Annotated in this window: 9 protein-coding genes; 3 read left to right on the top strand and 6 right to left on the bottom strand. The window is 36.4% G+C overall.

Annotated elements, in window-relative coordinates; all coding sequences use genetic code 11:
* Positions 1-699 (bottom strand): exodeoxyribonuclease V subunit gamma (locus tag EHR01_RS10450; RefSeq protein WP_167482946.1); only part of this gene is annotated, 699 nt, incomplete at its 3' end.
* Between the two features lie 273 nt (positions 700-972).
* Positions 973-2,694 carry an alpha/beta fold hydrolase gene (locus EHR01_RS10445; protein ID WP_135694733.1) on the bottom strand — a complete coding sequence of 574 codons (1,722 nt, stop codon included), beginning with the start codon at positions 2,692-2,694 and terminating at the stop codon, positions 973-975.
* A 169-nt stretch (positions 2,695-2,863) separates the two neighbouring features.
* Here EHR01_RS10445 and EHR01_RS10440 point away from each other — a divergent pair, with 169 nt between their 5' ends.
* Positions 2,864-3,949: a helix-turn-helix domain-containing protein gene (locus tag EHR01_RS10440; RefSeq protein WP_135694732.1), complete on the top strand. Its 1,086-nt coding sequence runs from the start codon at positions 2,864-2,866 to the stop codon at positions 3,947-3,949.
* A 1-nt stretch (position 3,950) separates the two neighbouring features.
* Here EHR01_RS10440 and EHR01_RS10435 read toward each other — a convergent pair whose 3' ends face one another.
* From EHR01_RS10435 to EHR01_RS10420, 4 genes are all read right to left on the bottom strand, one after another.
* Positions 3,951-7,325 (bottom strand): hypothetical protein, encoded by a 3,375-nt coding sequence (locus EHR01_RS10435; RefSeq protein WP_135694731.1) that lies wholly within the window; start codon positions 7,323-7,325, stop codon positions 3,951-3,953.
* Positions 7,322-8,290 (bottom strand): hypothetical protein, encoded by a 969-nt coding sequence (locus EHR01_RS10430; RefSeq protein WP_135694730.1) that lies wholly within the window; start codon positions 8,288-8,290, stop codon positions 7,322-7,324. The genes EHR01_RS10435 and EHR01_RS10430 overlap by 4 nt, the downstream gene beginning before the upstream one ends.
* A 523-nt stretch (positions 8,291-8,813) precedes the next feature.
* Positions 8,814-10,139: a type II toxin-antitoxin system HipA family toxin gene (locus EHR01_RS10425; RefSeq protein ID WP_135694729.1), complete on the bottom strand. Its 1,326-nt coding sequence runs from the start codon at positions 10,137-10,139 to the stop codon at positions 8,814-8,816.
* Positions 10,132-10,491, bottom strand: a complete 360-nt coding sequence (locus EHR01_RS10420; RefSeq protein WP_279638587.1) for a helix-turn-helix domain-containing protein — start codon at positions 10,489-10,491, stop codon at positions 10,132-10,134. The genes EHR01_RS10425 and EHR01_RS10420 overlap by 8 nt, the downstream gene beginning before the upstream one ends.
* A gap of 343 nt (positions 10,492-10,834) precedes the next feature.
* Between EHR01_RS10420 and EHR01_RS10415 the strand changes: the two genes are divergently transcribed.
* A complete protein-coding gene (locus tag EHR01_RS10415; RefSeq protein ID WP_135694727.1) occupies positions 10,835-12,100 on the top strand; it encodes an MFS transporter in 1,266 nt (421 codons plus the stop codon).
* Positions 12,101-12,107: 7 nt separating this feature from the next.
* On the top strand, positions 12,108-13,877 hold the full coding sequence (locus EHR01_RS10410) for a carboxypeptidase regulatory-like domain-containing protein (protein WP_135694726.1): 1,770 nt from the start codon (positions 12,108-12,110) through the stop codon (positions 13,875-13,877).
* The last annotated feature ends 33 nt before the right edge of the window (positions 13,878-13,910 follow it).

Here is a 13,910-nt window from a genome sequence, read left to right as displayed (position 1 = left end):
TGAATCAGAATGCCCAGCCGCTTCTTTCAAAAAGTCGATGTAGGTCCCTGAAAGGTTTGACAAACAAAACAAGTGTAAGTTGCCTCGGAGTGGCAAACCTTTCCCTTCTTCCAAATAATGAAATAAGTTTTTCGGCTTTGTCTTGTCTTTGTAAATTTCTGAGTAAATGTTTTTTTCCAGTTCCCAATATGGATCTTTTTTAATATCGTTTGGAAGGTTTTTAGTTTCTAAACCAAGCCAGTCTTTAATCCAGTTCTCTCGATTTAATTCATAATCTTTGAAATACCTAGTTAGTACATCGGCGAGATAATACATTTTTGGAATTTCTTCAAGATACCTTTGGATTTCTGGAAATTTTTTTAGTAGAGAGTCTTGTTTTTGGTAAAGTAGGGCAAAACAATCACGTTTGACTGTTTCATATTGGTATAATGCGGAATCTTCTTCGTATATTTGTATATTCTTATTTTCGAAAATGATTTTTAATATCGCTTTTTCTAAAAATGTAAATTCTATATTTAATGAAAGATGAGACGGATCAAATTTTGGTAAATTCAGCCGCAACCAAGGGATCAGGTTTTGATTCGGAACCACTACCAATGGTCTTTTGAGAGGGTTTACTTTTTGGTCTTCTGCAATTCGTTTCCCAAGTTCGGTGGTAATTTCATCCAGATGAAGACCTGCGTAGTAATGTATCGGCAACGGGTTTCCCTTTTTTGGTAATTCGTACTGAATCTAATCCCGCAACGATCAAAGTCCATTCTAATCTATTTAAGAAATGGAAAAATAAATATGGGGGCGCCACTTCCGGCTATCCGCTCCAATCTTTCGCTTTGCGAAAGGATTTCCGCTACTATCCGGGGCGCGTTAGATTTTAGTTATCTGTTTGTTGAAAAGGAAGTGATTTGGTAGATTAAAATGGGAGAGGAAACCCTCTCCCAAAAAGCGGTGAATCGTTATGAGTGAACTTGTTTTTTATTCACTTTCAAAACGAAGTGTTGATGCTGTGGAAGTACTGTGTTTGAACGTTGTTGTGTAAAGAGACACAGGTTTTGGAACAGCATACATAGGATCAATATTGTCAATCGCAAGGGCCAATCGACTACCGACAGGGAAGTCATGAGCCACAGCTTGAAGATCAACAATTAGATCTGTGTCTTTTCCTTTGACACCGAACAGGGTTGCTGTTCCGTGTGTAATTAACTTTCCTGTTCCCCAAAAATCAACTTCATACAAATACACAACAACATGGGGCGCGTTGTCGGAACTATTGATTCGACCTTTGTAGAAAGTTCTACCTCTCAGTTTGAGCGAAGTGGAGAGTTGGTCAGAAATATAAACCATTGCATTCGAACGATCGATCAAATTAACATTGGTTGTCACTGGCACGGAAACGGCACCATCTAAGATTTCTGATAGAAGGGGAACTCCGGTTGTAGCGTTAGTACCACCTGAAAGGATTGTATCATTTCCATTCGACGTGTTAGCAGTGGTTGTGATTTTCCCTGGAGTGAGAAGGCCCATAGGTCGAAGATGGTATGTTCTTTCTACCTTGTTTGGGTTAGGCCAAGAAGTATAAGTCACTCTGGAAGAAGAAAATCTTTTTTGAATGGAAACCTTTGGTTTCGTCATGATTCCATTTTGGACTCCTTTTAACCAATAATCAAACCAATCATATGCATTGGTCCAAACATAGTTTTCAATTCCAAGAACTCCTCCAATTTCTGCTGTGGCGTGAATTCCATTGTTCAAATCTAATTTTTTTGGTACGGTGAGTTGCTCAAAGTAAGGAAGGATTTGATTTGGTTGGAATAGATTGTCTTGTGAGTTGTTGGAAATGTAAACAGGTTTTCCAGCTGCATTCAAAGCCGCAACGGCACTGTTTGGTGATCGTTCACTTGCCCATGCCAAAACTGTAGCCACATCTCTCGTGTCTAAAAGTTTGCCAAAGTTTTCTGCGATGATAGGATCCATTCTTCCTGTAATATAACCGGCAGTGACAAGTAATAATCCCCAAACCAGTCTTGGAGTTTGATTTCCATACAAAGAGTCTGGCAAACTTCCCCAACCACTCATGGCAACAGCAGTTTTAATTCTTGGTTCTTTGCTTAGGCCAAGAAGAGAAATTCCCGCGCCGTAAGAAATTCCCGCAATACCAATGTTTGCTGGATTCACAGGAGCATTTGCTAATAGGAAATCAATTCCTTTGGAAAGGTCTTCCATGTCTTTTGGACCTGCTACATTAATGAGTCCGCCAGAAGTTCCAAATCCTCTAGTGTTATAACTGAACACAACGTACCCTTTTTTTGCAAGTTTGGCAGCAGGTACAATATACTCATATTCGTTAAGAGCCCAACTGTTGACAAAAATCACAGCAGGGAAGGGACCTGTTCCTGATTTAGGAATGAATAAGTTCCCTGTAATTTTCACACCATCGTTACTTAGAAACGAGATGTTGTCATTGAAAGTGAAACTTCCATCGTTTTCTTTTGCAAATGCGGATTGAATGTCTTTTGCATTCGCGGCATTGCTTAGTTGGAGAGCTTCCGGAGTTGCCGAAGTGCTGGAATTTGTTCCATTTAACACACCTAATACGGCAGCATTGTCTTTTGAGTTTTGGTTTCCGTTTTGTCCGCAAGCCACCAAGAGAAAGATCCCAAGTGGCAAAAGCAGACGAAAGATTTTTTGCTTTTTCATAATTCGCCTCTGAATTGACTCAAATTTACCACGATTGCGTTGAAATGGCGTCCAAGATGGCGATTTTGGACGATTTTTTAGGTCTAATATCATAATTTTGTACCAATTCTAAGTACAGAGGGGATGCAAAAGGTTGACGGAAGCGTGCATTTCGTCCGAATTTTGCTAGATGTTCGAGTTTTTTGGTTCATGGCTCCAGTTCGGGGTTTGGTATCATTTCATTTTAGGTCTTGGTATTCTTGTGAAAGAAAAGGGTTCCAAAGGATTTCCCTTTGCCATGATTGCTGCTTTTTCGGGTGGGACTTTGATTTTTTACGCCTATCGTCTGTATGTTGGGTTCGAATTTAAAATCTCACTTTTGAATCATGGATATGTGCCCATTATTTTTTTAATCCCTGGCAGTATGCAGTATACAATCGAACAGTTTTTAAGTTTAGAACCAGTTCCTTTGTCTGGATTAAAGCGGTTGTATCCAACTTTTTTTGTGATTTTTCTCCTTCTTCTTTTGGAATGGAAGGCTCCTCATCTGCTGTTACAATCAATGAATCAAAGTTTTGCGGGAGCAGATTTTTCTGTGCCAGAAGTAATTTCTGCCATAGGTTGTATCTACTGGGTTGGTACTTTTGTTTGGATGATCTATCAATATAGAATGATCCTTTATCACAACCCTAATAAGGAAGCAAAGTTAGGAGTACAAGTTTTGGGAATGATATTAAAAGGGAACATTACGTTTGCAAGTTTTATCTTTTTTAGTACATTCTTTCGTTGGCATACAGGAATATATTTTACAGCCGGACTTGCTACATTGATGGCAGTAGTTGCATTTATTGGAACGGAAATCAATCATGAATTGTTCAAAGATATTTTGCCTGGACTTCGCCAATCCTATCGAACTTCTCGGATCCTAAACTTGGATTTAGAAAAACTTCAAAAAGACTTAGACTATTATTTGAAAGTTGAATGTATCTATCGTGAAGAGGATTTGAGTTTAGCCTCCCTAGCTGAGAAGTTAGGAATCAAGGATTACCAACTCAGTGAATATATCAATGCTTATCTTGGTATTAACTTCAATCGTTTGATCAATGAATGTCGCATTTCAGAAGTTTGTCGTCTTCTAGAAGAAGAACCAAAAGCCAACTTGTTGTCTCTTGCTTACCAAGTTGGTTTTAATTCCAAAGCAAACTTCAATTTAGCATTTAAGGCATCTAAAAAAGTTTCCCCAAGTGAATATGCAAAGTCAGTGGGGAAGGGTTAGTTTACTTTTTCACTTTTGGTTTTTTCTTTGATACTGTATATCCTAGAATGTTTGCCATCTTCCAGATCATTTCTAAATGCTCACCAGCAGATGTGATGCTTGATTCTGTTTTTGAATCGGGCAACACAGATTGCAAATGAAATTCATTTGTTCCGAATCGAACCACGTCATGAGTCATATGAATCCATGTATGCCAACCATATTCACGCTCCTCTGGGTAGAAGGTAAGTAAAATCCCAGCATTATCAATTTTTGGCATATCAGGAATTTTATCGTTTAACTTGCGTCTGGCTGCCATATCTAACATGGTGCGTGTTTCAGAACTAGATTTGGTTTCTTTCCAATGTTTTTGGATCAGATCGTCTCCTTTTTTACCAAACCATCTCCAAAGTAATGGAAGTCTTAACCCCAAAACTTCTTCATAAATACTCGAATCATAAGATTCATGATTTGTCATATCTAAACGTCTAATAATGACTTTTGAAATCGTTTCAAAAGAAGCATCACCCTCTAACAAAAACAATTTAGCAGCTAGTAAATCAGTCCATACATACCAATTAGGTGTTGGTTCTTCGAGTAGTGGTTTGATTTGATCTGCCTCCATCGTAAGAACCTTTTTCCACTTCAAAGATTCAGGTTCCATCACTCGCATAAATTGTAATAAATAAGTTTTCCATGATGAGTCAGCATATGGTAGTTTGAAAATTTCCAGAAAATATGGATATACTCCCGGACCTTGTATGAATAAGGCTTTGATTGCCTCCCACCTGTCATAAGATCCTGAATATTTGTATTCATCAGTAGAATATCGTAATGATTCTACAAGCCAAGGACCACCATATCGAATGACATCCTCATGTTTGTATTTAGTTTCACGAATTCTCTCGAATACATGTTGGGTGCTATATTTTTCGGGATGGAGGATGGCCTCAGGTAATAATTCTTTCTTTTTGGACAGTGCGGAAGCATACTGATCGGAATTATCAAATTCAGGTGCTTTTTCACCCGTGAGCGTTTCCCATGCACTCCTTGCTTCTACTTCGATATATGTCCAAGAGTAATCCACCATAGGGTCTGGATCTGCATAGATATGATACCAAAGATAATCTTTGAGTTTTGCAATTTTTTTCTTTTTAATACAACGGATGATTCCATACACTCGAACCTGGTCTCCTTTGTTCCCAAGAATCCTTTCTGCAAAGTTCAAATACTCTTTGTTATCTGGTTCCAGAAACAAAAGACCAGCTACATAACATGCCTTTAGGTCAATTGCAATTCCAGGATCATTGGATTCATTCACTTCTGCAAAAAATTTAGAGAGCTCTTGTTTTGCTTTTTCTGGTTCCATCTTCGCCCATGCAAGCGCCGCCTCCGAAATATTAATGATCAGACGTAATTCCAAATAGGATCCTTTATCTCTCCCTTTGATTTGGGAACTCCTCCTTAAATAATCCGCAATGACTCCCGTATATTCATTTAGTCCTAAATGAGCACATACAGAAAAAGCATTCCCTACACTCATTCCAAAGTATTTGAAATGATCACTATAACTAAAAAGTTTTTGAATTAGTTTTATGGAAACTTCATCTAAAGTTAGAATTCTTTCCTGTAATGCTTCATTCAAATGAGTGTAGACTGTGAACATATTGTTTAAGGTGGGACCTTCTTTTTGTACTTTATCTTTGATTTCTTTTATATTGTCAAGGGTCTCGAAAGTACGCCATGCTGCATCAGCTAATATGGATCTGGATTCTTTATGATCACTATTGATGAGAGCTTCTACAACGTATTCCATTCTTGGGTCATCTTGTTTGAGTTTATGAACTGCTTCTCTAAGCGAAACCATAGACCTATCATCATCTAACATGCCGACAGTCTTTGTAATTCCGCAAAAAGCTTTTTTGTTTTCCGCATCGTACTTAAGTCCTTGCCTGAAAGCTGCATTGATCACAACAGAAAGTCGTTTGTCTAGTTTGTCCGGGTTGTATGGCCACGTATTGTATGCACTATCAGTTCGTTCTCGAAAGTAATCATCGATAAGTCTTTTTAGGTTTGTGTCTTTTTTAGAAATTTCTTTTAGAATGGTATCATGGGTGGTCACATCATCGGGAAATTCTTCAATTAGTTTGAATAGGTCAACGTCTGATTTTAGTCGCGATTCCAATTCTTTTTTTGAAATCGTTTTTAGATTGGATAATCCTAAACTGTCATTATATATTTTTAAATTTTTGGGATCGATGTGTTTTGGATCAGCATTGGAAAACGTTTGAGTTCTAATCTTTTCTACTTTTTCGGATGCTAAGTTGAATAAGGTTTTTGACTTACCCTCTAAATAATTGAGTATGTGTTGGCTTAGTGTGGGTATGATTTTCCCTTTGGATTTGTTAGCAAGTTTGATGGTCTCTTTACATGCATCATCATTTTTAAAATAGAAATGATGTAGAATCCAGTATGCGGCTAAATTGGGATAATTTTTAATATCAGTTTTTTCTTCTTCCCAAATGGCAAAGGAAGGTGCGTCTGCGAGTTTTTCCGTAAATGCATAGGCTGGATCTCCATAACTATGCCCCAGTAGCCAAGAAGATCTTTCAAACATGTCCAAAGAATTATGATATATGGGTTTACTCTCATAATATTTTGTAGCCTCTTTTTCAAATGCTTTGATGACACTATCTTTGATTTTAGAAACTAAAATTGGTTCTTTTGGTTTTTTCTGAGAGTCTTCTTCTTCGAATTCTTCTTCCTCTTCATCATCGTAACCTTCATTTGATTCATTATTCCAGTTGTCTAAAATAAAATGGGTGATCGAATAATAGGGAAGGTTCTCAAGTTCTCCTATTTCATGGTTATAATGATTTACTTCGATAGATTCATTTTCATTAGGAAGTAAATTGATCCATGATGTGTCTCCTCCACCATCGGATGCAAAGGCATAGGAACCATTAAATAAAAACATAAGTCCGCTGTAAGTGCCAACTAACCAAGAAAGTACTTCTTCGGGATCCTTTATTTTGATTAGTCTTTCTGTAGAAGAGATTGCATAGTCAAAACCACCATCTTCATTTTCCTCCATTTCTTCTTCTTCGGCAGAGTGGTGATCAATCATATTCCAAACATCTGCTACTTCATACATAATGGATTTGTAGCCTTTTTTTAGGTTCTCCCATTCTAAAATTTCTTTTCCAGGTTTAAAACCATACATAACTTCAAAATCTTTTAAAAAGTTTTGGTCTAGTTTGGTTTTAGTTTTTTCAATTGCCTTCTGAAAAGTATCACGCTGAGATTGAAATACCAACATACGATCTATGATGATTTCTTTTAGGTTTCCAGAGTAAAAGTCCGCCTTTTGAAAATCTTTCGTTGTATGTTGTTTCATAATGTTAATTCCTTATTAAATGTTAAGAAAGATTCAGAGTAATGGTTTCCAAAAATTTTAAACCAAAACCCTCCTGAGTTATCTTTCTCAAATTGCAGTAAATTCATTTCAGGTGTTAATCTATCGTATAGTGGATGAGGAGTTAGAGTCAATGTATCTAAATTGAAGTTCAATAGGTGTTTTTTTGCAGGTTTTTTGTTTCTTTCTCTTAGAAGCAAAGTGAGATTGGATTCATCTTCTATATTTAAATCAATGAATTCTAGATAGGAACCAAAATATGATTTTATCGACTCGTCATACAAATCAAGAATGCTTTTTAATTCTCCTTCAGAACTACGGACCTCAAGTTTAGAATCTGAATATAAGAAAATTCTTTTCGAATCCACTTTTACTTTCATTGGTGCACCACTCGTAGAAAATTCCGAGACCAACTTCCCATCCAAATCAAGTATGTAGGCAATTTCTGAATTGTTTTCTGTCACAAGAATTCTATTTTTACTTACTTGTTTTAGGTTATTGAGATTTAAAAAGTCTAGTTGATTATTTAAAGTTTCCCAACTGGCTCCATCCCAACGATGGATGAGTCTCCTTCCGCCTGTATTAGCAAAAATTACATAAGTATATTTTCCAATATTAAGAATTTGGTAAGGTGCAGAGATTGCTAATTTTGGTGAAGGAACGTTAAAAAACACATCATCTTTGAAGTATAAAACAGACTGTGAAGAACCAAACAAGGTGCAGTCCTGATTTGAATCAAAAGGATTATCACTTGAAAGATAATATCCAATGGGAAATTCGTAACGCGTGATTTGTGATCCATCATTCTTATAAAGAATAGGGCTTTGGTTCCAAGAACCAATCCAAAGATTACCAAAACAATCTCGTTCAAAAAGTATTCTCTCGAATCCGGTTATAATCGATTCTTTTTTTATATCATTGGTGACTATGGTTTTAATTTCTAACATCTTGTTTTTTTGAAAACTTTGATGCAAATTGGAAACTATACTTGATTAGGCAATTTATTTTTTATTTTAGCAATTTTGAATATAAAAACCATGAATATCGCTACAATGCTTTATGTTTCGTCTAAATTTTCACATCGACGTAACGACTGTTTCATTTTTAGTAAAGTCTCATAGAATTCTTTAAGACAATTGCCGTTTTTAATATTTAAGATCTTGGGAAATTGATTCGTTTCAGTTGTTATGGAGGTAGTTCGGTATGGTTCTTCTGTATTTCTTGGCCAATCGATTGATTTAATTTTGGTTTGAATTCCAAACAAAAATTAACGTTTAGGTTTCTATTTGATTTGTAGGATTTCTATGATCCTTTTTGTAAAGTATGTATAGAAACAAAACTGTAAAGGATGTACGAGTACACTCAACTCAACTATCACCAGTTATGCGACATAATATACATTCTCGGAAGTTGGCCAATACTTATATCATTGTTTTGTTAACTTATCCTACCACTCAAGAGAAAATTGAATTAGATGGATAAATTTAAGTTTTTCTGGATTGGGTTTAAAAGTGAATTCGGGACATTGGATTGTTTGGCATATTTTTTCCAGGAGGAAAGAATATCTTTTGTTTGATTGATGATTGATTTGATTTGTAAAATTTTGAGATCGGCTTTTTTACCCAACTCAATGAGGTCTTCCAGTTGAAAGTTCTCTCGTTTTCCGTTAATACTCATTTGGTGACGACTTGTCCATTGTCCATTGGGATTATAACTATATGTCATATCATAAGCAGGTGATAAATTCCATTTCCCTGTTTTATCCATTAAAAAAGCAATGTTTTTAGTATGATCATCTTGGTTACGAGAAATGATATTGAAAACGGCTCTTCGGAATTGTTGCTCTAAAGCATTTCGAGTGTTTTCTAAAATGATTTTACGAATCACTTCAAAAGCTTGTTCATAACTATAAGCTCCAGCCATGTTAAAATCGTAATGGGCGATAGCACAGAGAGATTGCATATGTAATTTTTCTCCCCCATTAATGCGATCGAAACGTTTTGTCATAAAATGATGTCTGCCATTTTCTTCGAGTAGTTTTGACTCCATCATCTGTATTCCGCAATCCAATGCCATTCGATAGTAAGCATATTCGATTGTCCCAAATCCCTTTGGATCATTTAGCTCTTTGTCTTTATTGTTTTGGATTCCATCCAACTTTATAATCCAATACGAATAATCTTCTGTAGTTTTTACCTGCCCAGAACGAACATCTCCTGTTTTTTCGTTGTATGCGATAATACACTTTGCTCTTGCACCACCGGCGGATGTTCCGATTGTCATTAAACTTGTCAAAGATTCATTTAATTTCTTTTGATTCTTTAATTCTAATTTTGTAGAGAATTTTTTACGATTACTTAGAATTTCAGATGCTAACTCTACCATCTCAGCAATTTCTATTGGTATATTTTTGGTTTTTAATTTATATGTTGCCGGTTTAAATTCCAAAGCACCCATTCCTCGTTCGCCGATATAACACAATCTTTCTACAGGGTTAAATGATTTTGAATTTCTGCCTATTTTTGAAAGCCAAACATCAATTAAGGCATTCCCGAATTTATCAGGTAGGGAATCAGCAAACATACCTGGTAAACCTTTAAAGGTGTCTACATTTAGATTTCGAAATGAGTATAGAGATCTACTTTTGGGCATAAGGAGAGGTGAAGGTTCTACTGGGGCATCTAAAAAATCATTTTCATATTCAAAAGAAGCAAACTCCCCTTCTTCATTCCAAGAAATATAACCGAGAAGCGTTCCCCATAGATAAACCTTTGCTAAAGTGACGGGTTCACTCATTTTGGTTGCCCCAGACCCATTTCTCGTTTTTGTTAGGTACTTTTTCTTTTTGTTTTCTTACTCGTTGTCTCAGTTTTTTTGTTTTCGATTTTGCAATCAGAGATAACGAAAAGTTGGGGTCACGAAAGGTTAGTTCTAATTCGTTGAGTAAATCTAATTCTTTTAAGAGTGAAAGCAAATTGAGTAGGGAAATATTTCCTTTCCCTGTTTCTAAGCGAGCGATGGAGGAAAGGGATACACCAGTTTTTTCTGCAAGTTCTTCCTGCGATAGGTTCATTTGGACACGTCTTCCTTTTATGGAAGAACCTATTTTTTCCAGAATGGTATATAAATTCTCTTCTGACCAGCTCATCTTAAATAGTAAGATATGACAGCTTAAATATTTTTCAAGACATATTTATTCATATTTGAATGGTAAATACAAGATATATAAATAGTCAAATATGAGTAAATATTATGAATTTATGCTGTAAAATGTCTTTTACGAAATGTTATAATTTTTGATATTTTCTGGTTTATTTGTTTCGGTGGTAAAGACAACTTTTAAAAGACCTACTACTGAAGTTTTTTAGGAACTTACCGAAATCATTCAAGGAAATTAGAACACCTTCTGATACATTTTACATTGAACATTCAAGTATCAATAGTTTTGGATTCGGATATGAAAAATGATAATACAGAAGAGCAGAAACTAAATGATAAATAATCAATCTCTAAAATATAAACAGGTACTCATTGTTTTTGGAGCTGCAATTGGAATGGCTGGAGGTTTCAGTTCATTATACTTTACGACTTTATCCATTTTTTTAAAGCCACTTGCATTTGAGTTAAATTGGGGACGTGGGCAAACATCGGCAGCAACCATTTCTTCTATGGTAGGTGTGACGTTAGGTGCAATTTTTGTGGGAAGACTCATCGATCGTATTGGTTCAGCAAAAGTTGTGGGTGCATCAATCGTTTTGATTTCATTATTGATAATGTCGCTTTCGCAATTACATGGGAATTTCTTCATAATGACAACTTTAAGCTTTGGCATTGGATTTTTAGGCGTTGGAACAACTGCACTTGGGTATCTTGCCGTGTTGGCCCAGTGGTTTGAAAAACGTCTCGGTTTGGCTCTAGGAGCTGCGATGGTAGGACTCGGACTGGGTGCCGTTATCTACCCTATTTTTTCTCAGCATTTAATTTCTTCTTATGGTTGGAGAATTGCTTATATAACACTTGCAGGAATTTCTTTTGGGCAAGGGTTACTTGCATGGTTTATTATATTTGTTTTAGTGAAACAAAAGACTCACCATCACAATCAAATTAAGAAAGAAGAGACTGAAGGTCAGTTGTTAGCTGAAGTTTTGGCTTTACCTAGTTATTGGATTTTATTCGGAATTATCTTTATAGTTGCAGCTTCTGGACTTGGAGCAGCCATTCATATGGCTGCAGTGATTACCGACAGAGGAATTTCACCAGAAATTGCTGCAAGGATAGTGGCATTTGCAGGAGTGGGACTTGTACTAGGTAGATTGATTTCCGGCGCATTGATGGATATTTTTCCTGCAACAAATGTAGCTGCAGTTGCATTCCTTTTAGGTGGAATTGGGATAGGGTTGATTGCTGTTTATCCTGAGGCCTGGATTCCCATTCTAGGATTTGGTGCTTTTCTCGGTGGATTTGCGATAGGTGCAGAAGGTGACTTCATTCCATTTATCATTCGAAAATATTTTGGTATGAAATCTTTCGGTGCTATCTATGGGACTTTGTATGGAGCCAACTGTCTAGGGGGAGTTTTGGGACCAATTGCGTTTGGTTACTGTTTCGATGTATTGGCTACTTATAAAATTGCACTCATTACAGCATCGTTTTCCTGTGTAATTGCAGGTATCGTAACGTTCTATCTCGGGATCATCCAAAACAAACAATCGGTTAAAGACTTAGACGAAAGATTACTGGCTGCGGAGATAAAATAAGGGCAATATGTATTCAAAAAATAAAATCATCTTTTTCGTTATTATTCTTAACAATGTCTTCGTATCATTGTTAGATGCAACAACTATCAAAGGTATCGTTAAAAACAAAGAAGGAGTCATTGTATCTGGGGCAATGGTCAGCGTATCCACACAGAATATGCAAACAACAGTCTATAGTGGATCGAATGGCGAGTTCAATCTTAATTTTCAATACCCAGGGCAATTAAAACTAAGAGTCAGATCTCAATTCTACAATGATTATACTTTAGAGTTAGGCAATTTAGAAAAATCTAAAACCATTCAAAAGAACATTAAGTTAGAAAACCTTAAATCTCCTCGTGAAAGCTCTGATAGTTTGACTGCATCAGCCCATTCTTCTCAGCTTGAATTTTCTTCTGCTGACGTAAAAGCAAGTTTTATAAGCCAATGTAATTATTGTCACCAAATTGGAAATGCATTAACGAGAAGACCACGTCCTAAATTGGAGTGGGAATCAACCATTGATAGAATGATCGGGTATATGGCTCTATTAAACGACCGGGAAAAGAAAGAAGTCGCCAATACGTTTGAAAAGGGCTTTAAAGGAGAAATAGTCAAAAACATTCAATCTTATGAGTACAACGATAGTTTTGCATATACGAAAATAGAAGAATGGTTTTTTGGAGATGGTGTTTCCTTCCCGCATGATGCCGAAATTGGGAGTGATGGAATGTTTTATGCCGCAGATGAAGGGCATGACGTAATTTGGGAAATATCACCTCAAACGGGAATGGTAAATAAATATCCGTTACCTGATGTTGATGGTTTACCGATTGGCGGTAATTTTTCTGCACTTCAATTGCCAATTGGTGTTTATAATGGAAAACATGGCCCACATAGTCTAGCAGAAGACAAGTTTGGTAATTATTGGATTACCAATGCACTGTCTGGTTATCTCTCCTCTTTTAATATACATTCAAAAGAACATAAACTGTTTAAAGTACCAGGAGATGCACTTTATCCACATACAATTCGAATTGATCAAAAAGGGATAATTTGGTTTACCCAAGCAATATCCAATAGCGTAGTTCGTTTTGATCCACAAAATCAAAGTTTTACGGTCATAAACTTACCAAAAAATGGTTTTATCCGATGGTTGATGGAATCAACAATACCATTTGCGATGAAATTTTTCGCCAGTTGGCCAGGGAAAAATCTTCCCATCGTTATTTCTCCGCACCGCTGGGCAAGTCATGGAAAAGATGTAATGAATCTCCCATATGGAATCGACGTACATCCGATTGATGGAAGCATTTGGTATGCAAAGTTATTAGCAAACAAAATCGGTAGAATTGATCCAATGACTCTTCAAATTAAGGAGATCGATGTTCCATTAAGTGGACCACGACGTCCGAGATTTGATGCAAGAGGAATACTTTGGATCCCCGCATTTGATCATGGGGCAGTGATGAAGTTTAATACAGAAACTGAAAAATTCGATATTTATAAAATGCCTACATTAGCACCCGGTGAATGGGAAGCACCATACGCACTGAATGTCCATCCAAAAACAGGAGAGGTTTGGATTACATCCAATACATCCGATAGATTGTTTCGATTTAATCCTCAAACAGAAAAATTTCTGGCATATCCCCTCCCTACTCGTGTTACCTGGATGAGAGACATTGCTTTTACTGAAGAAGGAAAGATATGTAATAGTAGTTCTAACCTTCCGTCTTATGCGATTGAGGGGGGAAGACCGTCTATCATTTGTATTAGTTTTTCTAATCAGAAATAATGATGGATTCACTACAGATATGATGATGCATCT

It is taken from the genome of Leptospira mtsangambouensis, from assembly GCF_004770475.1.
GTDB classification, from domain to species: domain Bacteria; phylum Spirochaetota; class Leptospiria; order Leptospirales; family Leptospiraceae; genus Leptospira_A; species Leptospira_A mtsangambouensis.
Note: the sequence above shows the minus strand (reverse complement) of the source record. Positions and strands in the feature narration are given on the sequence as shown.